This window comes from Microbacterium sp. 2MCAF23, assembly GCF_052115565.1.
GTDB lineage: Bacteria > Actinomycetota > Actinomycetes > Actinomycetales > Microbacteriaceae > Microbacterium.
Genome location: NZ_JBFRGY010000001.1, coordinates 68438 through 94297, shown reverse-complemented (window position 1 = coordinate 94297; position 25860 = coordinate 68438). Strand labels below are relative to the sequence as shown.

Here is a 25860-nt window from a genome sequence, read left to right as displayed (position 1 = left end):
CCCCGGGTGCAGAACTCGACTCAGCACTCGATGACGTTCACCGCGAGGCCGCCCTCGCTCGTCTCCTTGTACTTCGTCGACATGTCCAGGCCGGTCTGGCGCATCGTCTCGACGACGGCGTCGAGGGAGACGTAATGCTGTCCGTCGCCGCGCAGCGCGAGCCGGGCCGCGGTCACGGCCGTCGAGGCCGCGATCGCGTTGCGCTCGATGCACGGGATCTGCACGAGCCCGCCGATCGGGTCGCAGGTGAGCCCGAGGTGGTGCTCCATCGCGATCTCGGCGGCGTTCTCGATCTGGCGGTTCGTGCCGCCCATCACGGCGGTCAGTCCACCCGCGGCCATCGCGCACGCGGATCCGACCTCGGCTTGGCAGCCGCCCTCGGCGCCGGAGATCGACGCGTTCGCCTTGAACAGCGATCCGAGCGCGGTCGCGGTGAGCAGGAACCGGCGGATGCCGCGCCGGCGGTTGGCCTCGGCGAGCTCCTCGGGGTCTTCGAGCGCGCCGACCGCGACGAGCGATGCCTCCGCCCCGAAGCCGAGCAGGGCGCTGCCGACCAGCTCCCCGTACGGCGTGACGGCGTTGCCCGCGCCGAGACCGGAGTCGGCGAGGAAGCGCCACCAGTACATCGCCACGGCGGGAAGGATCCCCGCCGCGCCGTTGGTGGGGGCGGTGACCACCCGCCCGCCCGCGGCGTTCTCCTCGTTGACGGCGAGCGCGAACGCGCCCAACCACTCGCCGGGGATGGCGGGGTGACCCTCGGACTCGACCTCGTCCAGCTGCTCGCGGATCGCACCGGCGCGACGCTTGACCTTGAGGATGCCGGGCAGCGTTCCCTCGGCGTGCAGGCCCGCATCGACGCAGGCGGACATGGCGTTCCAGATCGCGTCGAGCCCGGCCGCGACCTCCTCCTCGCTGCGCAGCGCGGTCTCGTTGAGCCGCGCGAGTTCGGCGATCGTCAGCCCGTTCTCGTCGCAGAGCTCGAGCAGCGAGGCGGCGTCGGCGTACCCGAAGGGGAAGGCCGCCTTCTGCAGGGAATGTCCGGCCTCCTCCCCGTCGCGACGGATGAAGCCGCCGCCGATCGAGTAGTAGGTCTCCTGTGCGAGATGGATCCCGTCCGCGTCGAGGGCACGCAGGGTCATCGCGTTGGGGTGGCCGGGCAGGCGTGTGCGCGGTTCGAACGTGATGTCGTCCTTCTCGAAGACGATGTCGTGCGTGCCGTTCAGCGCGAGCGAGGATCCGTCGGTCCAATCGGCCCAGGCGCGGCGCACGTCCGCGGGATCGCAGGTCTCGGGCGTGAGGCCGCGCAAGCCCGCCACGACCGCGTCGGGCGTGCCGTGGCCGAGACCGGTGGCGCCGAGGGATCCGTAGAGCGAGCATGTGACGCGGGCCACCTGCTCGAGAGTGCCGTTCGCGGCGAGCCGCGCGGCGAAGTCGACGCCGGCGCGCATCGGGCCCACGGTATGGGAGCTCGAAGGTCCTACACCGATGGAGAACAGATCGAAGGCCGAGACGTACGCAGTCACCCCTCCAGCGTAATCCGCCCCGAGCCTCCCGGATCCGCGTCCGGTCGCGCTGTCGGAAGCGTCACCACGAACGTCGCGCCAGGGCCCTCGCCGACCGCGATGGCACCGCCGTGGGCTTCGACCACGGCCTTCGCGATCGCCATGCCGAGACCGGTGCCGCCGCCCTCGCGGGAGCGCGAGGTCTCGCCCCGGGCGAAGCGCTCGAACACGGTCTCGCGCACCGCGTCGGGCAGGCCGGGTCCGTCGTCGGAGACCGTGAGGCGCACCGAGCCGGCCGTCTGCCCGGTCCGCACCTCGTCCAGCCGCACGCGCACGGTCGTCCCGGCCGGGGTGTGCACCCTGGCGTTGGCGAGGAGGTTGTCGACGACCCGACGCAGATCCGCCGCATCGCCGCGGACGAGTGCCGGATCCTCACCGAGCTCCATGACCCAGGCGTGCTCAGCGCCGGCGATGCGGGCGGCGAGCACCGCCTCGGCGACGAGCAGCCGCAGGTCGACCTCGTCGCGCGCCAGCTCGGGCAGCGCGTCGAGGCGCGCGAGCAGGAGCAGCTGGTCGATGAGCGCGCCCATCCGCACACCCTCGACATCGATGAGCGCCGCGTTGCCGCGGACCTCCCGTTCCTCGGCGTCGGACCTCTCGGAGAGCTGGGCGTACGCGCGGATCGTGGCGAGCGGGGTGCGCAGTTCGTGGCTGGCATCCGCGACGAAGCGTCGCATCGTCGACTCGCTGGCCTCGCGCTGGGCGAGCGCGCTCTCCACGTGATCGAGCATGTCGTTCAGGGCCGTGCCGACCTGGCCGACCTCGGCGGTCGAGGCGATGTCACTCGCGTCGACGCGCTCGGCGAGCCGTACCTCACCCCGATCCAGCGGCACCGCCGTGACCGCCGCCGCCGTGTGCGCGACGCGTCGCAGCGGACGCAGCGCTCGGCCCATCGCGACCGCCGCGGCCGCCATCGCGAGTACGAAGCAGGCGGCGCCCACCAGCACCACCACGAGCGTCAGCCGCCCGGTCACCGCCGCCACCGAGTCCAGCGGCAGCGCCGTGACGACGCCCACACCGCTGGGCGTCGTGCGCCCGGCCACGCGGTATTCGCCGAGCGAGCCGCCGAGGTCGAGGGTGACCGGCGCGGTGCGGTCCGCGGATCCGGTGGGCAGGCGCGCGGCGAGGAGCTTCTTCTGCGCGGCGGTGAGATCGTGCCGCACGCCGTCGGAGGCGATCCAGCCGCCGAGCTCGAACGCGCCATCGCGGAAGATCGCCGTGATCGTTCCCGCCGACTGGCCGGGCGCCCCGACCACGTCGTTGCGGCTGGGTCGCGGGGGCGGCGTGGGCGCCGGCGTGGCACCAGGGCTGGTCTGAGGCGTCGTCCCGGACGTAGGTCCCGGTCCCCGCCCACCCGCGATGTCGGCCCCGCGCGCGGCCGCGCCGTTCAGGCGGGCATCCACCTGCCCCAGCATGTAGTCGTGCAACGACAGCACCGCGACCACACCGACGACGATGCTCACCGCCGCGACCAGGGCCGAGGCGATGAGCACCACCTGCAGGCGGAGGCTGCGAGGGCGTCTCATGCGCCTCCCCCGGAACCGGATTCAGAACCTGGTCCAGAGCCGGATCCGGATCCGGATCCGTCGACCCGAACGGATCCACTGCCCGCACCGTCCGCGACGCGCAGCACGTAGCCGACCAGCCGCACGGTCTCCAGGCTCAGCGCCGTCGATGCCGCGAGCTTGCGGCGCAGGCTCGACACGTAGACCTCGACGAGGTTCGACTCCGTGCCGAAGTCGTATCCCCAGACCGCCTCGAGGATCTGCGCCCGGCGCAGCACGCGCCCGGCATTGTTGGCGAGCAGGAGCAGCAGCTCGAACTCGGTCGGGGTGAGCTCGAGCGGCGATCCGGCGAGCACGGCCGTGGCCTCGCCCTTGTCCACCGCGAGGTCGCCGACCCGCAGCTGCGCCTCGGAGGGCCGCCCGATCGCCGCAGCGGTGCGGGCCAGCACCCGCACTCTCGCCTGCAGCTCGGCGATCGCGAAGGGCTTCGTGAGATAGTCGTCCCCGCCTGCGCGGAGCCCCGCGATGCGGTCGTCGTGGCTGTCCAGCGCGGTGAGGAACAGCACCCGGATCTCGGGCCGGATCGCACGGATCCGCTCCAGGGTGTCCAGCCCGTCGATGTCCGGCATCATGATGTCGAGCACGACCACGTCCGGCTGGAACTCGCGCACCGCGATGAGGGCGCTCCGGCCGCGGTGCTCCACCCGCACCTCCCAGCCGTCGGCGCCCAGCGACCCGCCGACCGCCGCGGCGAGCGCCTGCTCGTCGTCGACCACGAGCGCCCGCGCCGGAGATCCGTCGGCCCGCACGATCGGCGGCAGGCCGAGGGGCATCGAAGCCGCGGCGGCCTCGGGGTCGGTCGTGATGTCAGCCATGATCTGCTCCCCCTCGCCCCTGCCGGTTCAATTCTGCGCCGTCAGGTTGTAGACCGTCACGCCGTCGACGGTCTTCGCCGTGAAGTTCGCCTCGACCCACTGCTGGATCTGGGCGGACACGTCGCTGCCGCCGTTCGATCCTCCCATCCGCCCGCCGGCGATGAAGTAGTGGATCCGTCCCGATGCCACGTAGGCCTGGAACTGGGCGAGCGTCGGTGAGGGATCGCTGCCGTTGAAGCCGCCGATCGGCATCACGGCCGCCCCCGTGCCCAGCTGGTACCCGGCCGCGGTCTGAGAGCCGATCGCCGCCGCGGCCCAGGTGTAACTCGAGGCGTCGGCCGTGAGGAGCGTCTTCATGGCGGAGCTGACCGTGGAGGCCTCGAGCAGCCCGCCCGCGCCGCCCGCGCCACGCCCACCCGCTACGGCGCCGCCCTGTGCTCCCGTGCCTCCCGGCATTCCCGTGCCACCTTGCGTTCCCGTGCCGGTCTGGCCTCCGGGGAACCCGTTGCCACCGGGTGCGCGGCCTCCGAAGCCGCCGTTGCCACCCGGCGCACCACCGGTGAAGCCGCGCCCGCCGAATCCGCCCATGCCGCCCTGGACCGTCGGCCCCGCGGTCACGATCGAGCCGGAGTGGGCCGCGCCGACCGTTTCGATCGTGTACGCGGCAGGGGCGAGGAGTGCCCCCACGAGCAGCGCGGAGAGTGTCGCGGCGGTGAGGACCCGAGACCGCGGCGGGATGAGGGCGAGCAGCGCACCGGCCGCCGAGACGATCAGCACGACGACCTTCAGCCACGGCAGCCAGGAGACCGCGCGGTCCAGCAGCACCCAGGCCCAGGCGGCGGTGACGACCGCGGACACCGCGAGCAGGATGCGCACCCACAGCCGGCCCCGGTGCCGGAACAGGACGGCGCCGGATGCCCCGACGAGCCCGGCGAGCGGCGCGGCCAGCGCGACCGTGTAGTAGGCGTGGAAGATCCCGGCCATGAAGCTGAACGCGAGCATCGTGACGACGAGCCAGCTCGCGAACACGACGATCAGGATGCGGCGAGGATCCCGACGGGGCGCCCGGCCGATGAGCACGAGGGCCCCGGCGCAGAGGATCAGGGCCGCGGGGATCAGCCAGGAGATCTGCCCGCCGATCTCGTTCTCGAAGAGGCGGAACAGGCCGGTGGATCCCCACATCCCGCCACCGCCGGCCGCGGCCGTGCCACCACCTCCGGTGACGCTTCCGGTCTCGTTCCCGGTGAGCCGGCCGAGGCCGTTGTAGCCGAAGGTGAGCTCCAGGAAGCTGTTCGTCTGCGAGCCCCCGATGTAGGGCCGTGCCGATGCCGGGACGAGCTCGACCACGGCGACCCACCAGCCCGCCGAGACGATCACGGCGCCCAGCGCGGCCAGCAGATGCCAGAGCCGCTTCAGGATCGGGACACCCGCGAACGCGGCGTACAGACCGGCGAGCACCGGCAGCACGAGGAACGCCTGCAGCTGCTTGGTCAAGAACCCGAAGCCGACCGCGACCCCGGCGAGCAGCAGCCAGCGCAGCCGATTCCGGTCGATCGCGCGCAGGGTCATCGCCACCGATGCGGTCAGCAGCAGCAGGAGCAGCGCATCCGGGTTGTTGAACCGGAACATGAGCGCGGCGACCGGGGTCAGCGCGAAGACGCCCGTCGACACCAGCGCCGCGGCCGCGCCGAACCGGCGCCGCACGGTGAACAGGATGATCGCGGCGGTCGCCACACCCATGAGCGCCTCGGGAACGAGGATGCTCCACGAGCTGAGCCCGAAGATCCTCGCCGACAGTTCCATCACCCACAGGCTCGCCGGCGGCTTGTCCACCGTGATGGAGTTGCCGGCATCGCTGGATCCGTAGAAGAACGCGACCCAGTTCTGCGTGCCGGCCTGCACGGCGGCGGAGTAGAACGCGTTGGCCCAGCCGCTCGAGGCGAGGTTCCAGACGTACAGGATCCCGGTCAGCAGAAGCGCGCCGGCATAGGCGGGCGCCTCCCAGCGGGACCGCCGGGTCGCGAGGACGGCGCTGTTCGCCACAACCGGGTGCGATCCGGTCGGCGGGTGGGTGGGCAGAGCGGGCGCGACGGCCACGGATGCGTTCATGATCGGTTCGCCTCCTGAGCGAGAGTGGTGAGGTGGTGCCGGGTGGACAGCGGTTCGACGAGTTCGGCGGGTGCAGTGCCGGCGCGTCTGCGCGCCGGCTCGCGGAACACCCAGACCTTCAGCAGCGCGAATCGCAGCAGCGTGGCGACGAGGTTCGCGAGGGTGAGCACGCCCACCTCCGCGAAGGCGCCCGGATGCGGATCCGCCGAGTGCAGCAGGACGAGGGATCCGCTCGTGAGCGCCCAGGCCATCCCGAAGACCACGAGGCCCTGCAGATGATGCGTCGTGGCACCGGCTCTGCCGCGGATGCCGAAGGTGAAGCGGCGATTCGCGGCGGTATTGGCGATCGCGGTGACGAGCAGCGCCAGGAAGTTCGCGGTCTGCGCAGGCATCATCACCTGGAGAACCAGGTAGACCAACGCGTAGGCGATCGTGGAGAGCACTCCGATCACGCCGAAGCGCGAGACCTGGGCGATCAGGGGCGTCCGCGGCTGGGCGATCGGGTGCCGCCCGATGTCTCGATAGAGGTCGTCGACGGGGATCCGACCACGCGCGAGACCGGCGCCGACACGCACCATCCCCTTGAGGTCGGCGGTCGCGGTCGCGACGATGTCGACCGAGCTGTGCGGGTCGTCGATCCAATCGACGGGCACCTCGTGGATCCGCAGCCCAGCACGCTCCGCGAGGATCAGCAGCTCGGTGTCGAAGAACCAGCCGGTGTCCTCGACATACGGCAGCAGACGACGCGCGACATCGGCGCGGATCGCCTTGAACCCGCACTGTGCGTCACTGAACCGCACGCCGAACGTGCCGCGCAGCAGCGCGTTGTAGGAGCGCGAGACGAACTCGCGCTTGCCGCCGCGCACGATGCGTGACGCGATCGCCAGGCGGGATCCGATCGCGAGGTCGGAATGGCCGCTGAGCAGCGGGGCGACCAGCGGCAGCAGTGCGCGCAGATCGGTGGACAGGTCCTCGTCGAGGTAGACGAGCACCCGGGCCGGCGATGTCGACCAGGCCGCCTTGAGCGCGCGACCCCGTCCCTTCTCCGCCAGGTGCACCACCACCACGCGATCGAGCCGCTCGGCCAGCCCATCGGCGATCGCCGCCGTGCCGTCGGTGCTGGCGTTGTCGGCGATCGTGATCCGCCAGGAGCCCGGCGCCTCGGCGCTGAGGTGCTCGTGCAGCAGCGCGATGCTCTGCTCGAGCGTGTCCTGCTCGTTGTGCACGGGTACGACGAGGTCGAGGTCGAGGTCGAGAGTCGGATCCTGGGTCATGGGATCCATGCTCGACAGCGCCCCGGGACGAGCGCTTTGCCACCGCTATGGACGGGCTAAGGCTCGCGCAGCAGCCCTGGCGGCACGGCAGCGGGATCGCGTCGGTCGAGGCGCTGCGCCAGTGCAGCGACGTCGCCGGGGCCGTAGCCGCAGCAGCCGCCGATGTAGCGGGCGCCGGCGGCGATCCAGGCGTCCACGAGGTCGAGGTCGAGGGGACGCGCCCGCGACCAGGTCTTCGTCGCGCTGTCCCACACGCCGCCGTGGTTCGGATAGGCGACCGCGGGCAGCCCGGTCTCCGTCACCGCCGTCTCGACCGCGCCCAGCACGTCGTTCTCGTCCGAGCAGTTGACGCCCGCAGCGATCACCATGCGTGCGCCGGCGAGCGCGGCATAGGCATCGGCGAGCGGCTGCTCGGCGCAGGTATCGTCGCCGCGCACGGAGTAGCTGAACCAGGCCGGCACACCGAGGTCGTCGAGCAGCGCAGCGATCACCACGGCCTCCTCGAGGTCAGGGATGGTCTCGACCGCGAACAGATCAGGACCGGCGGCGGCGAGCGCCTCGAGACGCGGACCATGGAAGTCACGCAGCTGCCGCGCGGCGACGCCGTACCGGCCCCGGTACTCGGAGCCGTCGCCGAGCACGGCGCCATAGGGGCCCACCGACGCCGCCACGCGGAGCCCCGGCCTGGAGACGGCGCACTCGTCTCGCGCCTCCCGCGCGATCGTCACCCCGCGCGCCACGAGCGCCCGAGCCTCGGCGGCATCCAGGCCGGCTGCGACGAACCCGCGCTCGCTCGCCTGGTAGGTCGCGGTCGTCGCGACCTGGGCTCCGGCCTCGAAGAACGCGCGGTGGGCGCGGGCGATCCGCTCCGGCTCGTCGGCGAGCAGGCGCGCCGTCCACAGCGCGCCGCCCACCTCGATCCCCTGCTGCTCGAGGGCGGTCGACATCCCGCCGTCCAGGATCGTGAGCGCGATGGACTCGCTCTCGCGATCGACGTGCGTCGATACGGTCATCGTCCCGCCCTTCCTCTGCTCGATCCGCCGGACGGAGCCCGGCGGTCGAGTACGCTCATGCCATGCCGTTCGCCGAGGATCTCGACCCGCCCCGGACGAGCATGGGACGTGGCTTCGACGTGCTCTCCACACTCGCCGCGTTGTCGGCCGACGACCCGGACGGCGTCTCCGTCCGCGACGTCGCGCTCGCCCTCGAACGGGAGCGCTCGCAGGTGTCCCGCACTCTGTCCGCCCTCGCCGACCGCGACCTCGTCGTGCGCGGTGAGGACCACCGCTACCGGCTGGCATGGAGCTGGTACGCCACCGCGCAGGACCTCACGGATCGCCGCTTGCGCACCGCGGGACTGCAGGTGCTCGACGAGCTCGCCGAGACCGTCGGCGAGGCCTGCTTCCTCGGCGTCCTGCAGGGCGACAGCACCCTGACCATCGTGGAGAGCATCCCCCGGGAGTCCGGGATGATCGGATCCTGGGTCGGCCGCGCCTATCCCGCCTTCTGCAGCGACGCCGGGCGTGCCGTGCTCTGGGACGCGTCCGACGAGGAGGTGCGTGCGGTCTTCGCCCGGACCGCGTTCACGAGTCCGGGACCGAACGCGCCGGCCTCCGCAGAGGATTTCCTCGACCGGCTGCGGGAGGCGCGCACCCTCGGGTATGCGCTCGTCGATCAGGAAGCCGAGCCCGGACTGTACTCCGTCTCGGCCCCCGTCTGGGACTTCCGCGACGAGGTGGCCGCGGGTGTGCAGATCGTCGGGGAGCGAAGCACCCTGCAACCGCGCACCGCCCAGCTCGCGGAGGCGTGCGTCGCTGCAGCCGAGGCGCTGTCGGCCGCGCTCGGCGCGCCCGACGGACGCCGCAGAGACCGCGCCGCTCACTGACCGGTCGCCAGGGCGCTCAGTCGATCGCGCGCCGCCGCCAGCGCGGCGCGGGCCGTGCGAATCCGCCCGTCACTCCGCAGCGCACCGCTCAGGGCGATCGACGCCACGATCTCCCCCCGCGCCCGGATCGGCAGGGCGATCTCCGTCACGCCTTCCGCGTACTCGTCCGCGGCCACGATGAGCCCGTCCGCGCGGTCGCGCTCCATGAGGTCGTGCACCTCGTCCGTCGTACGCGCGGCAGCCGGACCGCCGATGCCGACGAACCGCACCTCTCGCAGCCTCTCCCCCAGATCCGGCCGGGAATCGTCCCACAGCAGGGCCCTCCCGGCACCCGTGCACCAGATCGGCACGATCCCGTAGGGCGCGGCGGCGTCGGCCGAACCCACGCCGGTCGCGGAGCGCAGCAGCAGCGCTCGAGGACCGTCCGCGGCCACGAGCAGGGCTGTCATCCTCAGTGTCGAGGCCAGGATCCGCAGCTCGCTCCGGGCGGCACGCAGCCACGGCTGCTCGAGCGCCGCGGCCGTCCGGAAGTAGGCGTCGCCGGCGCTGAGCACTCCGGCGTCGTCGCGTTCGAGGAAGTGCAGCGCCCGCAGCTCCGTGGTCAACCGGGACACGCGGCTCCGCTCGATGCCGGACGTGTCCGCGAGTCGGGAGGCGTTGTAGCCGGCCCGGCCGGAGCGCTCGCGCTCGACCGCGGATTCGAGCAGCGTCAGCCCCTGGGACAGCGATGAGGGAGCGGACATCCTGCTTCCCCCTTCGACCGGCAGCGTCCGGAGCGACCCGGATCCGGCCAGCCTACCCGGGGCCTTCGCGCCGCTCACGACGGCGTCCCGCTGCGCACGCGGCGGGGCAGCAGGCGGCCCCACGCGGTGTAGAGGTCGGCGGCGATCTGGCCCGAGGCCTGTTCCAGATCCTGCATCGTGATCTCCTCGTCCCCCTGCGCGCCGGCGAGCACCACCTCGTCCCCGACCTGCACCCCGGGGTGGTCCGTGACATCGACGATGAGGGTGTTCATCGCGTGCCGATCGACCACCGGCGCCCGTCGCCCGCCCACGAGCACCTCGGCACGACCGCCGAGCACGCGGTGGAAGCCATCGGCATACCCGAGCGGGACGACGGCGAGGCGGGAGGTCCGCGCCGTCCGATGCGTCCGGTCGTAGCCGACGGTGCTGCCCGTCGGATAGACGTTGACGGCGGCGACCCGCGAGAGCAGACGCAGTGCCGGTCGCAGCAGGCCGGGCCGCGCCGAGGTGTCTCCGTAGAGCGCGGCCCCCACGCGCGCCCGATCGAACCTCGATGCCGGCACGGTCAGCGCCGCGAACGAGGTCGCGCAATGCCGCTCGACGCGCCGGACCGTGTCCGGCCCGAGCAGAGCGACCGCCTCGGCGGACTGCGAACGGAAGGCCTCCGCGCCCTCGGCGACGTCGCGCTCATCCTCGCAGGGGAAGTGCGCGCAGACGCCGATCGGATGCAGGCCGGGCAGGGCGCCGATGGCACTCACCTCGTCGCGACCGCCCGCACGACCCAGGTCGACCCCGTCACGGCTGAGCCCGGTGGCGTTGATCGAGACGTGTGCTGGAATCCGGCGACCGATCATCCGTGCGGCCGCGTCGATCTCGCGGGCGTGGGCGAGGCCGCCCACCCACTCCTCGACGCGCGCCGAGGCCGCGTCCTCGATCTCCTCGCGCAACGCGGGGCGCACGCGCAGGATCCGGCCGCGGAATCCGAGCCGCCGCGCGCTGTGCGCCTCCTCGTTCGCGGTGACGCCGATCATGTCGACGCCCGCCGCCATGAGGACCGGGAGGACGAGATCGACGCCGTGGCCATACGCATCGGCCTTGACCACCCCGCACAGCGGCGTGGGGCCGAGCTCGTGCAGAACCGTCGCGACGTTGTACGCGATCGCGTCGACGTCGACCTCGATCCATCCCGGTCCGCGGGTCATCGTCCGATGCCGGCGATGGGCTCCTCCGCCGCCGGATCCTCCGCGCGGTCGACCGGCGCTTCCTCCGAGACGACCTCGACGCGTGCGGCGCCGCGCCGCCCGTACCGCCACCAGAAGTACAGGTAGCACAGGCCCACGAACGGCACGCCGAAGTACAGCGCGGCGACCTGGTTCGGGTCGAACGCGATCGCGATGACGGAGATCAGCAGCAGCACGAACGCGAGGATCGGCACCACCGGGTACAGCGGCGTGCGGTAGGGCAGCGTCGCCAGGTCGCCGCCCCCGCGCAGGAACGCCCTGCGGTGGAAGAACTGCGCCGCGACGATCGACATCCACACGGCCACGACCGCGAAGCCCGCGATCGACACGAGGACGAGGTAGACGGTCTCGGCGGCGATCACGCTGGACAGCAGCGAGACCAGTCCGAGCACCATGCTCACGCTGAGCGCGACGATCGGGATGCCGCGCCGGGTGAGCCGGGTGAACGCCTTCGGGGCGTGCCCCTCCTCCGCGAGCGAGAACAGCATGCGCGCGCACGAGAACAGCCCGCTGTTGCCCGCCGACAGCAGCGCCGTGATGATGACGAAGTTCATGATGTCGGGCGCGAACGGCACCCCGACGTACTGGAACACGTCGACGAACGGGCTGCTGGTCACGCCCGCCTTGTCGTAGGGCAGGATCGCGGCGATCACGGTGATGGATCCCACGAAGAGCACGAGCAGGCGCAGCACTGTGGAGCGCAGCGCGCGCGGGATGTTGCGGCCGGGATCCTTCGTCTCGCCCGCGGCGACGCCGATGAGCTCGGATCCGCTGAACGCGTAGAACACGGCGAGCGAGGTCATCAGCACGCCGCCGACGCCACCCGGGAAGAGTCCGTGGGGCGTGTCGAAGTTGCGGAACAGCAGCGCGGCCGGGTGCTCAGCCGACAGCGGCGTGAACCCGAAGATGGCGGCGGCGCCGAGCACGATGAGCACCACGATGGCGAGCACCTTGATGAGCGAGAACCAGAACTCGGTCTCGCCGAACACGCGGGCGGAGATCGCGTTGATCGTGAACAGCACGGCCGCGAAGATGAGGCACCATACCCAGACCGGCACGGCCGGGAACCAGCGCTGCATGAGGATGCCCGCCGCCGTGAACTCGGACCCGAGGGCGACCACCCAGCACAGCCAGTACAGCCAGGCGGTCGTGAAGCCGGTGGCCGGGCCGATCGAGCGGGAGGCGTAGATGTGGAACGCGCCGGACACCGGGTAGGCGGTGGCGAGCTCGCCCAGGCACGCCATCACGAGGTAGACCACGAAGGCGCCGATCAGGTAGGCGATGATCGCACCGAGCGGGCCGGCCTGGCTGATCGTGTAGCCCGAGCTGAGGAACAGGCCGGATCCGATCACACCGCCCAGGGCGATCATGATCAGGTGGCGCGCATCCATCGAACGCTGCAGTCGGCGCAGCGGTACCTGGGTCGCGGTGGTGCGGGGCAGGGCGTTGGGGAGTTCTTTCTCCCCGGGCAGTGGGCTCATGAGGTCTCGCATTCAAGGTTCGGGTGGGGCTGAGACGAAAGGCTTCGTGCTATATCACCACAGCTGTGTGTCGATGTCGCACGAATTGTTTCGGGACATTACCCGGCGCCGCACCCCCGCACAAGCGCCGGCGCAGCGGAGACCGCCGCTTGCCGCAGGTCCGGACAGATCGTCGGACGGACCGCCGCAACGGCAGTCCCCGCCGCCACTCGGGCAGGCGCGCCCCGCCACCCCGCGCCTCGAGGATGGGGGCCGCAGTATCCATCCACTCTCTCGAAGGAGTCCGCCGTGCATCGTCACGACCTCGCCCTCATCGGCTTCGGCGGCGTCAACCGCGCCCTCGCCGAGATCATCCATACCCGTGGAACGGCGCTCGCCGACGATCTCGGTTTCGAACTCCGCGTCGTCGCGATCACCGACCTCCGGCTCGGCTCGCTCATGCGCGCCGACGGAATCGACCTGGACGCGGTGTTCGCGATGCCCGAGGGCGCCACATTCGCAGGCATGCCCGGAGGCGCTGCGGTGCCGCAGAACGACTTCATCATCCGCAACACCACCGCGGACATCGTCGTGGAGGCCACGTTCACGAATCCGGTCGACGGAGAGCCTGCCGTGTCGCACGTGCGCGCGGCGCTCGAGAGCGGGAAGAGCGTCACGACCACGAACAAGGGCCCGGTCGCGCTCGCCGGCGCCGAACTGCACCGCATCGCCGCCGACCACGGCGTGCGGTTCGCGCACGAGGGCGCGGTGATGAGCGGAACCCCCGTGCTCCGCTTCGCGTCGGACATGCTCCGCGGCACGCGCATCTCGGGGGTCGAGGGGATCCTGAACGGTACGAGCAACTTCGTCCTCGGACGGATGGAGGCCGGCGCGACGCTCGCCGACGCCGTCGCCGAGGCGCAGGCGCTGGGTTATGCCGAGGCGGATCCGAGCGCCGACATCGAGGGATCCGACGTGCAGCTCAAGGTCGTGATCCTCGCCAACGAGATCCTGGGCGCCGGAATCACGACCGCGGACGTCGTTCGTCGCGGGATCTCCGCCATCACACCGGAGGACATCGCCACGGCGGCCGCCGAGGGCCGGCGCTGGAAGCTGATCGGATCGGCCACCCGCACCTCGGACGGCGAGGTCGTCGCATCGGTGGAGCCGGTCGCGCTGCCGCTCGCGCACCCGCTGGCGGGCGTGTCCGGAGCCACCAACGCAGTCTCGTTCGACACCGACATGCTCGGCGCCGTGACCGTGTCGGGCCCGGGCGCCGGCCGCATCGAGACGGCGTACGCGCTGCTGTCCGACATCATCGCGATCGACGCGCACCAGCGCGCCCTGGCGGAGACGGCACGATGAGCACCGCCCCCACCGAGACGCGCCACTCCGACGTGAGTCGCGACGAGCTGCTCGTCCACGATGCCTACGACGGCCAGGTGATCGGAGCGGTGCCGCGCAGCACTCCCGCAGACCTGGAGTCCATCCTCGCGCGCGCCACAGCGGGCTTCGCGATCGCGCGAGGGCTCACCCGATTCGAGCGCCACGGCATCCTCGATCGCGCCGCCGCGCTGCTGCGCTCCCGGTCCGACGAGGCCGCCGGGCTGATCGTCCGGGAGGCGGGCAAGACCATCCGCCAGGCCCGCAAGGAGGTGCGCCGCGCCGTGACGACCCTGTCGCTGTCGGCAGAGGCGGCCCGCTCGAACGCGGGCGAGGTGATCCCGTTCGACGCGTTCGAGGGATCCGCCGACCGGCGCGGCTGGTTCACCCGCGAACCGCTCGGCCTGGTCGTCGCGATCACGCCGTACAACGACGCCCTCAACCTGGTCGCGCACAAGCTGGGTCCTGCGCTGGCCGCCGGGGATGCGGTGATCCTGAAGCCGTCTCCTTTCACGCCGATTACCGCTCGCTTCCTCGTCGGCCTGCTCATCGAGGCGGGGATGCCGCCCGAGGTCGTCACCGTCGTGCACGGCGACCGCGAGCTCGCGCAGGCGCTCATCGCCGCGCGGGACGTGCGTCTGGTGTCGTTCACGGGCGGCTTCGCGACCGGCGAGGCGATCGCCCGCGGCGCCGGGCTCAAGCGGCTCGCGATGGAGCTCGGCGGCAACGCCCCGGTCATCGTGTTCTCGGACGCGGACGTCCCCGCTGCCGTCGAGGCCTGCGTCTCGGGCGCGTTCTGGGCAGCCGGTCAGAACTGCGTCGGCGCGCAGCGGATCCTCGTGCAGCGCGAGGTGCACGAGGAGTTCCGAGCCGCCTTCGTGGCGCGCACGCAGGAACTGATCGCCGGAGACCCCTCCGACGAACGCACCGACGTGGGGCCGATGATCTCGCACGCCGCCGCCGAACGCGCCGAGCGCCTCGTGGACGACGCGGTCGCCGTGGGGGCGCGGGTGCTCGCCGGGCACCGCCGGGAAGGATCCGTGTACTGGCCCACGGTGGTCGAGGACGTGCCGTTCTCCTGCGCCCTGTGGTGCGACGAGGCATTCGCGCCGATCGCCGTGCTCTCGCCGTTCGACACCGAGGACGAGGCCGTCGCCCAAGCCGACGAGATCGAGTACGCGCTGCACGCCGGTGTCTTCACCTCTGACCTCTCACGCGCGCTGCGCGTGTCGGAGCGGATCGAGGCCGGCGGCGTGATGATCAACGACTCCTCGGACTACCGGGTCGACAGCATGCCGTTCGGCGGCGCCAAATACGGCAGCATGGGACGTGAGGGCGTCCGCTTCGCCTTCGAGGAGATGACGCAGCCGAAGGTGGTCTGCCTCACGATCTGACCGGATCGAGGGGCGGCGCGGCGAGCGACGCCCCTCACGGATGATCGATGACCTGCGCGAGCGAAATCGACGTCACCGTGTTCGCCACTCCAGGAAGCGCGGCGATGTGCTCCCAGATCTCGCCGATCCGATCCATGCCGTCCGCCTGCACGATGGCGAGCAGATCGAACTCGCCGGACAGGACATCGCAGCGCACGATCTCGGGAATACGGGAGAGCTCTGTCACGACGTGCGCCCCGCGCATGCGGTCCTCCCGGTAGACCAGCACGATCGCGGTCGTCCTCCGGGACGCCGCCTCACCGGGCACGACGGTGTAGCCGCCGATGACGCCGTCGCGCTCCATCCGCTCGATGCGCTGCTTCACGGCGTTGCGGGAGAGATGCACGCGCGAGGCGAGAGCGACGAGGGGTGTGCGCGCGTCCGCCGTCAGCTCCGCGAGGATCCTGTGGTCCGTCCCGTCCATCTTGACCCTTCGTAATTCGTGCAATATAAACAACTGAAGATGCAGATATAACACACCAAGTATGAGGGCCGCCACCGTCGGCGGCCCCAGCCCAGGAGGATCGCATGCCCGAACGTCCCGACCGCACCCAGCCCGGCACCCTGTCCGATTCGAGCCTTGCCGTGCACGGCGGAATCCATGTCGATTCGACCCTGGCGCTGCGCACCCCGCTCGTCATGGCGAACTCGTACCAGCTGCCCGACGACCCCAGCGAGATCAGCTGGTCGGCCAATGCGCCGGGCCTCTACACCCGCAACACGGGCGTGAACCAGCAGGCCCTGCAGGAGAAGCTCGCCGCCCTGGACGGCGGGGAGGACGCGGTGGCGCTCGCATCGGGCGTGGCCGCCCTGCACGCCGTGTTCTTCACGTACGTGCGCGCGGGAGACCACGTCGTCGTCAGCGACGTGGTCTACGAGGCCACGTGGCGCCTGTGGTCGGAGCTGCTGCCGCAGCGCTACGGCATCGAGGCGACGTTCGTCGACATCACCGACTTCGACGCCGTCCGCGCGGCCATGCGCCCGAACACCCGGCTGGTCTGCGTCGAGGCGATCGCGAACCCCACGACCCAGGTCACCGACGTCGCCGCGATCGCCGAGATCGCGCACGAGGCGGGCGCCCTCCTCATGGTCGACTCCACCTTCACCCCGCCGCCCGTCTACCGCCCGCTGCGGGACGGGGCCGACCTCGTCGTGCACTCGCTCTCCAAGTACATCAACGGTCACGGCGACGCCATGGCCGGCGCGGTCGTCGGGCGTCGCGAGCTCATCGATCCGATCAAGGCCGACGCCATGGTCGACGTCGGCGGCATCATCTCGCCCTTCAACGCCTGGCTGATCACGCGCGGCTCCGTGACGCTGCCGATGCGCATGCGCCAGCACGGAGAGTCGGCGCAGGCGATCGCCGAGTTCCTCGACGCGGATCCGCGCGTCGCGTACGTCTGCTATCCGGGGCTTCCGTCGCACCCGCAGCACGACCTCGCCGTCCGCCAGTTCGATCGCGGCTTCGGCGGGATGATGTCGTTCGCCGTCGACGGCGACCCGGCGACGCAGAACCGGTTCGTGGCGAACCTGCGCCTGATCACCTCGGGCTTCTCCCTGGGCCATGACGACTCGCTGATCGTGCACACCGGCACCGAGGGAGGGCGGGTCGCCGCCTACCCCGAGCCGTTCCGCAGGTTGGGTCACCTGCGCCTCTCGGTCGGTCTCGAGGACACGGCGGATCTCCTCGCCGACCTGCGGGCAGCCCTCGACGAGACGTTCGCCTGAGGATCCGACTCGGCCGACGCGGCACGCCCGTGCCGGCCGAGTCCCCGCACACACCCCGGTAACAGCGAAACGGCCAAGCCATTTCTCTCCGGCTACTCATGAGACCCCGTACTGACACAAGAGTCGGGGCGGAACCGACGACAGGATCGTCAGTCCTGTTTCGACTCCTCGTGCCACACTTTGAAATTCCGAGAACGGTTCAAGGAAGTCAGAGCCGCCGCTCCGAAGAGAAACAGCGCCAGCACGCTGGGAGCCGTCGGAAGGGGTAGTCCTACTCCGGCGCAGATCACCATGGCGCCGATGACCGCGACGGTCAGGCCGGAGAACAAGATGCCCAAGAAGCGGAACAGGCGCCATCTCCTCAGCAAGTGATCGGCTTCACTCATCGAGCCCAAGAGCGCCTCCCTCTCCTTTTCCACGGCCAATTCGCGTCCTAGGATGTGAAGCACTCAACTGGGCCGATCGGAATGCCCATTCGCGGACTCACGGGCCTCCCCGTCGAGATCAGGTCCCGTATGGCGCCGCATCCGGCGTTCGGAGGGCTCGCGTTGGCGTGATCAAGCTGGTCACCCTGTCGCCGCCGCGACGGCACGCCCCTGTGCCGCACATCCCCGGAAACAGCGAAACGGCCCGCCGAAGCGGGCCGTTTCTTACTGTCTCAACACAGTGTGCGCCTGGAGGGACTCGAACCCCCAACCTTCTGATCCGTAGTCAGATGCTCTATCCATTGAGCTACAGGCGCATCCGGTCTTTCACAAGACCGCCCGCTCTCGCGGGCCTCGTCAACAATACCCCAGAGGCGGGGCGGAACGCGAATCGAGAGCGCCGCGAACGGTACCGCCGGGCGTGGCGGGGATCAGAGCATCTGGCGAGCGGCGCGCTTCTCCTCGCGCTCCGCCGCCTTCGCGGCCGCTTTGCCGGCCTTCTCCGCGGCCTTCTCCGCAGCCTTGTCGGCCTTCTCGCGGTTCTTGCGGCGCGCGCGCTGGTCCGAGGCGAGCGCCTGCAGGTCGACGAGCCGCAGCGCCTGCATCCGCGCCTCGCGCATCGTGGCGTAGTCCGGATCCTCGTCCGGCCGCATCGCCTCGACCGTGAGCCGGCTCTGCAGGTTCCCTGCGACGTCGCTCCAGGCGGCGGCACGCGCCGCCTCCACGAGGAACCGCAGCGTCTCGGGGTCGTCGGCCATCTCGCGCAGCCGGTCGGCCACGGCGGAGGACTGCTTGGCGCGCTTCTTGAGGTTTCGCACGTCGCGGTCGCGGTAGTCGTGCGTGCCGTGCGGATCGGAGTACCGGCCGTGGGCGCGCTTGCGCAGCTTGTTGGCGAGCTCCGCCGCCTCGTCCGACTCCGCGGCGAGTGCGAGCAGCGCCTCGTGCGCGTCGTTCATGTACTTGGCGACGTCGAAGGATCCGCCCTGCGCGATCGTGCCCACGAGGATGTGGTTCTTGACGGTCAGCCGGGCGGCGGATGTGGCGATCGCCACGCCCTCGGCAATGACGTCCGCACTCTTTCCCACTCCGACCTCCTCCTCGCATCCACCGTACCGGTTCCCGTTCCGCAACAGCAGGGCGATGCGGCAGGATGGGACAAGCGTCTGCGCCCACCCGACGCATGCGACGAAGCGTGCGAGGGCGCAGCGGTAGGAGGAGCGTTGCCCGTTCTCGACGCATCAGGGCGCAGCAGTGCCATCACCGGCGCCGCCAACGGCATCGGCGCCGACACCGCGAGAGCGCTCGCGCGCCGCGGCGCGGCTTTGGCCCTCATCGACCGGGACCGGGTCGGCCTGGCCCGCATCGCGGACGAATTGCGCGCCACCGGCACCACCGTGACGGTGCATCCGGTCGACCTGCGCGACGACGACGCCGTGGCCGCCGTCGGCGAAGACGTCGAAGCCGCGCACCCCGAGCTGCAGACGCTCATCACGTGCGCCGGATCCTCGATGCTCGGATCCCTCGACCAACTCTCCATGGAGGAGATGCGCTGGCTGATGGATGTGAACCTCTGGGGCACGGTCTCGATCACCAAGGCGCTGCTGCCGGCCCTGCGTCGCGCCCCCGCTGCGCACATCACGCACATCGCCAGCATCTACGCGATCGCCTCGCCCGGCGGGCGGATCCCCTACTCCATGACGAAGTTCGCGGTGCGCGCGTTCTCCGAGGCGCTCATGCACGAGCTCGAGGGATCGACGGTCACGGTCGGTGCGATCTACCCTTCGGGGGTGCGCACGGGCATCATCCTGCACGGGCGCTACGCCTCGTCGATCGACCCCGGGGTCGCCGGCCGCGCCGCCGCCGCACAGGCCGCGATGTACCACATGGAGCCCGCGGACGCGGCCGAGCGCATCGTGCGCGCCACGCTGCGGCGCAGGGCTCGCACGCTGATCGGGCGGGAGACCCGCCTCGTGGATGCGCTGGTGCGGCTCGCACCGGTGCGCTACTGGGGGCCGATGCGGCACCCGCTGCGCGAGGCGATCGACACGACGACCCCGATGTCGCCGCGCTGATCGGTCACTCGCCGGCGACGGAGGCCTCCTGGCGGGCCGCGGCGCGCGCACGGATCGCGGCCGTCTCTGCGTTGTACTCGGCGAGCTTGCGCAGGGCCGTCTCGGTGCCCGCCCTCAGATGACGCTGCACGCGCAGTCGCAGCGTCGCCGTGTCGCGCGCCGCGAACGACTCGAAGATGCGCGCGTGGTCCTCCGCCATGGCGATCAGGTCGTCGTGGTCGCGGAACAGCAGCAGCAGGCGCCCGCGCATCATGCTCAGGATCTCGTTGACCGTGGCGTTGTCGGCGAGCTCCGCCATGATCAGGTGGAACTCCGCCGCTGCGGCATGCGCCGCCTCGGCGTCGCCGACCCCCGCGGCGGCGTACTCGCGCTTGAGCGCCGCCTCGACCTTCGCGATCCCGTCCGACGTGTGCCGGAGCGCCGCGATCTCGAACACGAGGACCTCCAGCACGTCACGCACCTGCGCGATGTCGCGCACGTCGTCCTCGGTGAACTGACGGACCACGGCCCAGGAGCGCGGGCGTGCGGTGAGCATCCCCTCGGCGAGCAGTTGCCGGATCGCCTCGCGCACCGGCAGCCGGCTCACGGCGAGCTCCTCGGCGATGTCCCGTTCGATGAGCCGGTCGCCGGATCGGCGCTGCCCGGACAGGATCGAGTCGCGCAGGAGCCGGACCACCCTGGCCGACTCGAGCTCCACGCTGCCCGCGTTCCCCATGGGGCCATTGTGGCACCGTCGGAGCCGGCTGCGCTTTGTCGGACCGGGTCCATCAACACCGACCCGGCCCGACACGCGTGCCGACCGGGTCAGGGCCGGGTCGGCGTCCCGTGCTCGTCGAGCCAGTCGAGCACCTGCTGCGCCGCGTCCTGCACCGGCAGCGCCGCGTCCACGACGAAGCCGGCTTCACCGGACGCGAGCGGCTCCAGGGTGTCCAGCTGCGAATCCAGCAGCGACGCCGGCATGAAGTGCCCGAGCCGGCGCCCGAGGCGCTCCGCGAGGTCGTGCTTGGTGCCCTTCAGGTGCACGAACTCCACTCCGGGCCGGGCCAGGATCTCGCGATAGCTGCGTCGCAGCGCCGAACAGGTCACCACGCCGGGCTGCCCCGCCTCCTGCTTCGCCACGATCCAGTCACGGATCAGTTCGAGCCATGGGCGGCGGTCCTCGTCGGTGAGCGGGATGCCGGCCTCCATCTTCGCGACGTTCGCCGCGGGATGCAGGTCATCCCCCTCCTGCAGCGCCCAGCCCAGGCGCCCGGCCAGCACTCCGGCCAGCGTGCTCTTGCCGGATCCGGAGACCCCCATGACCACGAGGATCGTCGGCGGTGTGTTCTGCGACATCAGCGACTCCTCCGGTCAGCCTACGAAGGCGCCGATGATCAGGACGCCGACGAGGCCCGTGACCGAGATCAGGCACTCCATGATCGACCACGACTTCAGCGTCTGCGGGATGCTCAGGCCGAAGTATTCCTTGATCAGCCAGAAGCCTGCATCGTTGACGTGCGAGAGGAACAGCGAACCGGCTCCGATCGCCAGGACCAGAAGAGCGGATCCGCCCGCCGACATGTGCAGGTCGTGCACCAGCGGCTGCATGATCCCGGCGGCGGTGATCGTCGCGACGGTGGCGGATCCGGTGGCGACGCGGATCAGCACCGCGACCAGCCAGGCGAAGAACAGCACCACCGGCAGCGCGCCGCCGACGTCCGAGATCGCGTGTGCGATCACCGTGCCGATCGTGGAGTCGACGAGCACCTGCTTGAAGCCGCCGCCCGCACCCACGATGAGCAGGATTCCCGCGATCGCCGGCAGCGAGGACGACACCGAGGCGCCGACCTCCTTGGAGCTCATGCCGCCGCCGCGACCCAGCACGACCATGCCGACGAGCACGGCGATGAGCAGCGCGATGATGGGCTTGCCGAGGAAGTCGATGATGCCCTTCACGGCCGAGGTGTCGGTCGGAGCGACGATGTCGACGATCGCGGCGAGCAGCATTAGGATCACCGGCAGCAGGATGCTGAACAGCGTCGCACCGAAGCTGGGCCGCCTGCGGGCCTGGACCGCCGCGGTGTCACCGGGCTGCGCGGTGTCCTCCGCCGTCTCGAACAGCGCCGGCACGGGCACATCCACCCAGCGGGCGGCGAGGCGGCCGAACAGCGGGCCGGCGATGATCACGGTCGGGATCGCGATGAGCACGCCGAACGCGAGGGTGACGCCGAGGTTCGCGCCGATCAGGCCGATCGCGGCGAGCGGCCCGGGGTGCGGCGGCACCAGACCGTGCATGGCGGACAGGCCCGCGAGCGTCGGGATCGCGATCTTCATGAGCGAGACGCCGGAGCGGCGGGCGACCAGGATGATGACCGGCACGAGCAGCACGAGGCCGACCTCGAAGAACATCGGCAGGCCGATCAGCGCACCCACCAGACCCATGACCCAGGGCAGCGCCGCGGCGCTCGCCTTCGAGATCAGGGTGTCCACGATCCGATCCGCGCCACCCGAGTCGGCCAGCAGCTTGCCGTAGATCGCACCAAGGGCGATCAGCACGCCGACGCCTCCGGCGGTGGATCCGAAGCCGTTGGTGAAGCTCAGCACCGTTTGCGTGGCGGACATGCCCGCGACGAGACCGGTGACGAGTGCGCCGATCACGAGGGAGAGGAACGGATGCAGCTTGACCCAGGTGATGAGCACCACGATCGTCGCGATGCCGATGAGCGCAGCGAGGATCAGCACCCACTCCGGGGCGGTCGTGGTGGGGGGAACGGGATCGGCGGCCGAGAGGAGAGTCCCGGGGACGGCGGCGAGCAGGTTCGATGACATGGCCATGAGCTTCCTTGGTCTGGCGGAGAGATTTCGCTTCAGCGTAAATGATAAGTAGGACTTAATCAAGCAGAGGTCCTCAATAAGCCCTTCTACAGTTCATTCGCACGTCATCTTGCCGGGCTATCGCCATAATGGGCTTCATGGCAGAAGGGACCCGCGAGGCGGCCTCCGCGCAGCACCGCCGGCTGCTCGACACGATCGGTGCGCGCATCGTGGAGGGACACCTGGCGCCCGGCGCCCGGCTGCTGACCGCAGAGGTCGCCGCCGAGTTCGGCGCGTCCCGGTCCGCGATGCGCGAGGTGGTGCGCGTGCTCGAGACCATGGGCATGGTCGAGGTGCGCCGCCGCGCCGGGGTAGAGGTGCTGCCCGCCGATCGGTGGAGCCCGTACGCCCCCGAGGTGATCCGCTGGCGGCTGGACGGATCCGGCCGGCTCCGCGCCCTGCACGAGCTCAGCCAGCTGCGCTCCGCGATCGAGCCGCTCGCCGCCCGACTCGCCGCCGCCCAGGCCGGTCCGGAGCACCGTGCCGCGCTCGTGAAGGCGGTGCTCGGGATGGTCGAGCACGGCGACAGGGCCGACGAGCCCGTCTACCTGCAACACGACATCGACTTCCATGCGGCTGTGCTGCGCGGCTCGGGCAACCCCTACCTCGCCGGTCTCGCCGACGTCGTCGCCGAGCTGCTGCACGGACGCACCGCGCACGCGCTGATGCCGCACCGCGCGGACGAGACCGCCCTGCGGCTGCATCAGGACGTCGCGGCCGCGATCACCTCACGCGACCCCGAGGCTGCAGCGACGGCGATGGCCGCGATCGTGACCGAGGCCGACGACGCCGTGGAGGCGATGGGGAAGCCCGGAGCCTGAGTCACGCCCGGTCGCTGAGCCTGTCGAAGCGCCCGGTCGCCTCGGTCGCGTCCCGCTCGGTGGTCGCGTATTGCGGTTATTGCACTCGGGGAACCGCAATCTGCGACCACTGAGCGCGTCGGGAACGTCCTCCTCGGGGACGGATCCTCGCGTCGGCCCGTGTCCGCCCCGAGGGTTGCCTTAGCCCACGGATAGGTTCCGGCCAGCGCCCGCCTACACACACCCGCGCATAATCGAGGCATGGCGACGGTGAAGAACGAGGCGGGGCGCAGGACGCGGGCTCCCAGCGCGCTGCCGCGCCTGCTCGCCGCCTCCATGCGAGAAGTGCACCGCGTGCGCCGCCCCGCGACGCCGACCGCGCCCGCATTCGACCTGGCGTATGTGCGCACCGGACCGCGTTCGTCCCTGCCGATCGTCGTGATCCCGGGCGGACCCGGGCTCGGATCCGTGCTCCCCTATCGACGCTTCCGGCGGCGGGCCGCGGCTCTCGGGCTCGACGTCATCATGATGGAGCACCGTGGCGTGGGGCTGTCCCGCGCCGACCTCGACGGGCACAGCCTGCCGCTGTCGGCGATGCGCATGGTCGACGTGATCGACGACCTCGCCGCCGTGCTGGATGCGGAGGGCGTGCGCCGCGCCTACATCTCAGGATCCTCCTACGGCAGCTACGTCGCGGCCGGGTTCGGCGCCCGTCACCCGGAGCACGTGGCCGGGATGCTGCTGGACTCCGCCCTGCAGTCGGTCGCGGATCGCGATGCCGAGCGGGCGATGATCCGCGAGCTGTTCGTCGACGGGGACGCCCGGATCGCCGCGTCGGTGCGCGAGCTGCTGGACGACGGATCGGATCCGCGGATCCTCCTCGGCGTGCTGCGCGCGGCCTACGAGCTGGGCGGCGAGGGGCTGCTCGAGCCGCTGCTGCGTCAGCGCGTGCGCGGCGCACGGCGCGCCGGCGACAGCGGTGGTCGGCCCGGTCGAGGCTCCTCCGGACGCGGCTCGGTGTGGTCTGCGCTCGAGGCGTACGTCGACAAGGGCGAGTCCGAGGCGCACGTGCCCGGGTTCTACGAGTTCGATCTCGTCGGCGCGATCGCGTTCCGCGAGCTGGGATTCGGTCCGGATCCGGACGGATCCGTCCTCGACCCCTCCCTCACCTACGCGTCGATCGCCGACCAGTTCCCCCGGTTCACCGGCGAGCCCTTCGACCTGACCGCCGCGGCGGCGGACTTCGACTGGCCGACCGTGCTGCTGACTGGATCCCGTGACCTGCGCACCCCGGCCGCCGTGGCGCAGCGCGTGGCCGAGGCCGCGCCGGACACGGTGCTCGTCGAGATCGAGAACGGGCACAGCGCCCTCGAATCGCACCCGCTCGCCCTGCTGCACGCGCTGCAGCGGCTGAGCCGTGGCGAGCAGCGGCGCCTGCCCGCCGAGAGCGCGATGATGAGCGCGCTCCCCCGCCGCGGGTTCGTGGCCGGCCTGCCCCGGCTGCTCGCCACGGGCACGCGCTGGGAGGCCGCGCTCCGGTCGTGACCGCGCGGTGCGCGCCCGGTGATCGGTCCATACCGGAATGGATCCCCGGTCCATTCGGTTGCATAGACAGTGACCTCCTCCCGCTCCGATCTCCTCGCCGCCGACACCGCGATGGGCGCCGTGACCCTGCTCGTCGCCGACCTCGACGCCATGACCGCGTACTACCGCGACGCGGTCACGCTGCGGGTGCTGTCGGCCGAAGGCGACCGAGTGGTGCTGGGTCGCGGAACCACGCCGGTGGTGATCCTGCAGCACAGCCCCGAACTGAGGCACGCGGCACCGCGCGCCGCCGGCCTGTTCCATACCGCGATCCTGTTCGAGACGCAGGCGGCACTGGCCGCTGCGCTGTACTCGGTCGCGCAGCGCGCCCCCGGGACCTTCACCGGCAGCGCCGATCATCTGGTGAGCCAGGCCTTCTACTTCACGGATCCCGAGGGCAACGGCGTCGAGCTGTACTGGGATCGCGATCGCACGCAATGGAGCTGGGCGCACGGCCGGATCGAGATGGACACCCTGTACCTGGATCCGAACGCCTTCCTGAGTGAGCACCTCACCGAGTCCGCCGCCGAGGATCCGGTGATCGGCGGCGCGACCGTGGGCCACGTGCACCTCTCGGTCGGCGACGTGACCTCCGCACGCGAGTTCTATGTGCAGCGGCTCGGGTTCGAGACGACGGCGGAGCTCGGCGGATCCGCACTGTTCGTGAGCGCCGGCGGCTACCACCACCACATGGCGATGAACACGTGGAACAGCGCGGGTGCCGGCCGGCGCTCCCCGGCCTTGGGCCTCGGACGCGTGGACATCGTGCTGCCCACCGCGGACGACCTCGGATCCGTCGCCGAGCGAATGACGCATTTCGGCGTCGCCGCGCGCGACGACGGGCGCACGCTCGCCTTCGAGGATCCCTGGGCGAACGCGATCCGCCTCACGACCGCGGGCTGACCGGACCGTCGACCGCCGCGGGCTC

General features: G+C 71.2%; 23 protein-coding genes and 1 tRNA gene. 8 read left to right on the top strand and 16 right to left on the bottom strand.

The window, feature by feature from the left end; all coding sequences use genetic code 11:
- Window positions 1–20: 20 nt before the first annotated feature.
- From AB4078_RS00475 to mmuM, 6 genes are read right to left on the bottom strand one after another with little or no spacing between them, the layout of a single operon-like run.
- Window positions 21–1523: an L-serine ammonia-lyase, iron-sulfur-dependent, subunit alpha gene (locus tag AB4078_RS00475; protein WP_441975522.1), complete on the bottom strand. Its 1503-nt coding sequence runs from the start codon at window positions 1521–1523 to the stop codon at window positions 21–23.
- Complete coding sequence (locus AB4078_RS00470) at window positions 1520–3088, bottom strand: sensor histidine kinase (protein WP_441975521.1); 1569 nt, start codon at window positions 3086–3088, stop codon at window positions 1520–1522. The genes AB4078_RS00475 and AB4078_RS00470 overlap by 4 nt, the downstream gene beginning before the upstream one ends.
- A complete protein-coding gene (locus AB4078_RS00465; protein WP_441975520.1) occupies window positions 3085–3942 on the bottom strand; it encodes a response regulator transcription factor in 858 nt (285 codons plus the stop codon). The genes AB4078_RS00470 and AB4078_RS00465 overlap by 4 nt, the downstream gene beginning before the upstream one ends.
- 27 nt (window positions 3943–3969) lie before the next feature.
- Window positions 3970–6051, bottom strand: coding sequence for a glycosyltransferase family 39 protein (locus tag AB4078_RS00460; RefSeq protein ID WP_441975519.1), 2082 nt, complete (start codon window positions 6049–6051; stop codon window positions 3970–3972).
- Window positions 6048–7325 carry a glycosyltransferase gene (locus AB4078_RS00455; RefSeq protein WP_441975518.1) on the bottom strand — a complete coding sequence of 426 codons (1278 nt, stop codon included), beginning with the start codon at window positions 7323–7325 and terminating at the stop codon, window positions 6048–6050. Before AB4078_RS00455 ends, AB4078_RS00460 begins: the two co-directional genes overlap by 4 nt.
- A 56-nt stretch (window positions 7326–7381) precedes the next feature.
- Entirely contained in the window at window positions 7382–8338 is a 957-nt protein-coding gene (gene mmuM / locus AB4078_RS00450) for a homocysteine S-methyltransferase (RefSeq protein ID WP_441975517.1), read from the bottom strand.
- A 62-nt stretch (window positions 8339–8400) separates the two neighbouring features.
- Here mmuM and AB4078_RS00445 point away from each other — a divergent pair, with 62 nt between their 5' ends.
- Complete coding sequence (locus AB4078_RS00445) at window positions 8401–9210, top strand: IclR family transcriptional regulator (RefSeq protein ID WP_441975516.1); 810 nt, start codon at window positions 8401–8403, stop codon at window positions 9208–9210.
- Here AB4078_RS00445 and AB4078_RS00440 read toward each other — a convergent pair.
- From AB4078_RS00440 to AB4078_RS00430, 3 genes are all read right to left on the bottom strand, one after another.
- Complete coding sequence (locus tag AB4078_RS00440; protein ID WP_440735057.1) at window positions 9204–9953, bottom strand: IclR family transcriptional regulator domain-containing protein; 750 nt, start codon at window positions 9951–9953, stop codon at window positions 9204–9206. The genes AB4078_RS00445 and AB4078_RS00440 overlap by 7 nt on opposite strands.
- Before the next feature lie 74 nt (window positions 9954–10027).
- Complete coding sequence (gene alr, locus AB4078_RS00435; RefSeq protein WP_440735056.1) at window positions 10028–11155, bottom strand: alanine racemase; 1128 nt, start codon at window positions 11153–11155, stop codon at window positions 10028–10030.
- Window positions 11152–12675, bottom strand: a complete 1524-nt coding sequence (locus AB4078_RS00430) for an amino acid permease (protein ID WP_440735055.1) — start codon at window positions 12673–12675, stop codon at window positions 11152–11154. The genes alr and AB4078_RS00430 overlap by 4 nt, the downstream gene beginning before the upstream one ends.
- A gap of 288 nt (window positions 12676–12963) precedes the next feature.
- Here AB4078_RS00430 and AB4078_RS00425 point away from each other — a divergent pair, with 288 nt between their 5' ends.
- Together AB4078_RS00425 and AB4078_RS00420 are read left to right on the top strand one after the other, a co-directional pair.
- Complete coding sequence (locus AB4078_RS00425; RefSeq protein ID WP_441975515.1) at window positions 12964–14019, top strand: homoserine dehydrogenase; 1056 nt, start codon at window positions 12964–12966, stop codon at window positions 14017–14019.
- A complete protein-coding gene (locus AB4078_RS00420; protein WP_441975514.1) occupies window positions 14016–15431 on the top strand; it encodes an aldehyde dehydrogenase family protein in 1416 nt (471 codons plus the stop codon). The genes AB4078_RS00425 and AB4078_RS00420 overlap by 4 nt, the downstream gene beginning before the upstream one ends.
- 34 nt (window positions 15432–15465) lie before the next feature.
- On the opposite strand, the gene AB4078_RS00415 is transcribed toward AB4078_RS00420, so the two are convergent.
- Window positions 15466–15894, bottom strand: coding sequence for an Lrp/AsnC family transcriptional regulator (locus AB4078_RS00415; protein WP_440735052.1), 429 nt, complete (start codon window positions 15892–15894; stop codon window positions 15466–15468).
- 104 nt (window positions 15895–15998) lie between these two features.
- On the opposite strand from AB4078_RS00415, the gene AB4078_RS00410 reads away from it, so the two are divergent.
- Complete coding sequence (locus tag AB4078_RS00410; protein ID WP_441975513.1) at window positions 15999–17198, top strand: trans-sulfuration enzyme family protein; 1200 nt, start codon at window positions 15999–16001, stop codon at window positions 17196–17198.
- A gap of 149 nt (window positions 17199–17347) precedes the next feature.
- Here the strand turns inward: AB4078_RS00410 and AB4078_RS00405 are convergent, their stop codons facing one another.
- The 3 genes from AB4078_RS00405 to AB4078_RS00395 form a co-directional block, all read right to left on the bottom strand.
- Window positions 17348–17623: a hypothetical protein gene (locus tag AB4078_RS00405; RefSeq protein WP_441975512.1), complete on the bottom strand. Its 276-nt coding sequence runs from the start codon at window positions 17621–17623 to the stop codon at window positions 17348–17350.
- A 244-nt stretch (window positions 17624–17867) separates the two neighbouring features.
- Window positions 17868–17940: transfer RNA gene (locus AB4078_RS00400), tRNA-Arg, on the bottom strand.
- A 114-nt stretch (window positions 17941–18054) separates the two neighbouring features.
- Complete coding sequence (locus AB4078_RS00395; protein ID WP_441975511.1) at window positions 18055–18708, bottom strand: asparagine synthase; 654 nt, start codon at window positions 18706–18708, stop codon at window positions 18055–18057.
- A gap of 135 nt (window positions 18709–18843) precedes the next feature.
- Between AB4078_RS00395 and AB4078_RS00390 the strand changes: the two genes are divergently transcribed.
- Window positions 18844–19695, top strand: coding sequence for an SDR family NAD(P)-dependent oxidoreductase (locus AB4078_RS00390; protein WP_441975510.1), 852 nt, complete (start codon window positions 18844–18846; stop codon window positions 19693–19695).
- 4 nt (window positions 19696–19699) lie between these two features.
- Here the strand turns inward: AB4078_RS00390 and AB4078_RS00385 are convergent, their stop codons facing one another.
- From AB4078_RS00385 to AB4078_RS00375, 3 genes are all read right to left on the bottom strand, one after another.
- The gene (locus AB4078_RS00385; protein ID WP_440735046.1) at window positions 19700–20410 is read right to left on the bottom strand and encodes a GntR family transcriptional regulator; all 711 of its coding nucleotides are present in this window, start codon (window positions 20408–20410) and stop codon (window positions 19700–19702) included.
- An 89-nt stretch (window positions 20411–20499) separates the two neighbouring features.
- Window positions 20500–21030: a gluconokinase gene (locus AB4078_RS00380; RefSeq protein WP_441975509.1), complete on the bottom strand. Its 531-nt coding sequence runs from the start codon at window positions 21028–21030 to the stop codon at window positions 20500–20502.
- Between the two features lie 15 nt (window positions 21031–21045).
- Entirely contained in the window at window positions 21046–22503 is a 1458-nt protein-coding gene (locus tag AB4078_RS00375; protein WP_441975700.1) for a GntP family permease, read from the bottom strand.
- Window positions 22504–22646: 143 nt separating this feature from the next.
- Between AB4078_RS00375 and AB4078_RS00370 the strand changes: the two genes are divergently transcribed.
- From AB4078_RS00370 to AB4078_RS00360, 3 genes are all read left to right on the top strand, one after another.
- The gene (locus AB4078_RS00370) at window positions 22647–23369 is read left to right on the top strand and encodes a FadR/GntR family transcriptional regulator (protein ID WP_441975508.1); all 723 of its coding nucleotides are present in this window, start codon (window positions 22647–22649) and stop codon (window positions 23367–23369) included.
- A gap of 240 nt (window positions 23370–23609) precedes the next feature.
- The gene (locus AB4078_RS00365; protein WP_441975507.1) at window positions 23610–24893 is read left to right on the top strand and encodes an alpha/beta fold hydrolase; all 1284 of its coding nucleotides are present in this window, start codon (window positions 23610–23612) and stop codon (window positions 24891–24893) included.
- Between the two features lie 111 nt (window positions 24894–25004).
- Window positions 25005–25835, top strand: coding sequence for a VOC family protein (locus AB4078_RS00360; RefSeq protein WP_441975699.1), 831 nt, complete (start codon window positions 25005–25007; stop codon window positions 25833–25835).
- The last annotated feature ends 25 nt before the right edge of the window (window positions 25836–25860 follow it).

Excerpts from the sequence above, each read along its gene's own strand:
- AB4078_RS00470 (WP_441975521.1), bottom strand. The coding sequence starts at position 3,088 with ATGAGACGCCCTCGCAGCCTCCGCCTGCAGGTGGTGCTCATCGCCTCG.
- AB4078_RS00465 (WP_441975520.1), bottom strand. The coding sequence starts at position 3,942 with ATGGCTGACATCACGACCGACCCCGAGGCCGCCGCGGCTTCGATGCCC.
- AB4078_RS00460 (WP_441975519.1), bottom strand. The coding sequence starts at position 6,051 with ATGAACGCATCCGTGGCCGTCGCGCCCGCTCTGCCCACCCACCCGCCG.
- AB4078_RS00455 (WP_441975518.1), bottom strand. The coding sequence starts at position 7,325 with ATGACCCAGGATCCGACTCTCGACCTCGACCTCGACCTCGTCGTACCC.
- mmuM (WP_441975517.1), bottom strand. The coding sequence starts at position 8,338 with ATGACCGTATCGACGCACGTCGATCGCGAGAGCGAGTCCATCGCGCTC.
- AB4078_RS00445 (WP_441975516.1), top strand. The coding sequence starts at position 8,401 with ATGCCGTTCGCCGAGGATCTCGACCCGCCCCGGACGAGCATGGGACGT.
- AB4078_RS00440 (WP_440735057.1), bottom strand. The coding sequence starts at position 9,953 with ATGTCCGCTCCCTCATCGCTGTCCCAGGGGCTGACGCTGCTCGAATCC.
- alr (WP_440735056.1), bottom strand. The coding sequence starts at position 11,155 with ATGACCCGCGGACCGGGATGGATCGAGGTCGACGTCGACGCGATCGCG.
- AB4078_RS00430 (WP_440735055.1), bottom strand. The coding sequence starts at position 12,675 with ATGAGCCCACTGCCCGGGGAGAAAGAACTCCCCAACGCCCTGCCCCGC.
- AB4078_RS00420 (WP_441975514.1), top strand. The coding sequence starts at position 14,016 with ATGAGCACCGCCCCCACCGAGACGCGCCACTCCGACGTGAGTCGCGAC.
- AB4078_RS00415 (WP_440735052.1), bottom strand. The coding sequence starts at position 15,894 with ATGGACGGGACGGACCACAGGATCCTCGCGGAGCTGACGGCGGACGCG.
- AB4078_RS00410 (WP_441975513.1), top strand. The coding sequence starts at position 15,999 with ATGCCCGAACGTCCCGACCGCACCCAGCCCGGCACCCTGTCCGATTCG.
- AB4078_RS00385 (WP_440735046.1), bottom strand. The coding sequence starts at position 20,410 with ATGGGGAACGCGGGCAGCGTGGAGCTCGAGTCGGCCAGGGTGGTCCGG.
- AB4078_RS00380 (WP_441975509.1), bottom strand. The coding sequence starts at position 21,030 with ATGTCGCAGAACACACCGCCGACGATCCTCGTGGTCATGGGGGTCTCC.
- AB4078_RS00375 (WP_441975700.1), bottom strand. The coding sequence starts at position 22,503 with ATGTCATCGAACCTGCTCGCCGCCGTCCCCGGGACTCTCCTCTCGGCC.
- AB4078_RS00370 (WP_441975508.1), top strand. The coding sequence starts at position 22,647 with ATGGCAGAAGGGACCCGCGAGGCGGCCTCCGCGCAGCACCGCCGGCTG.
- AB4078_RS00365 (WP_441975507.1), top strand. The coding sequence starts at position 23,610 with ATGGCGACGGTGAAGAACGAGGCGGGGCGCAGGACGCGGGCTCCCAGC.
- AB4078_RS00360 (WP_441975699.1), top strand. The coding sequence starts at position 25,005 with ATGGGCGCCGTGACCCTGCTCGTCGCCGACCTCGACGCCATGACCGCG.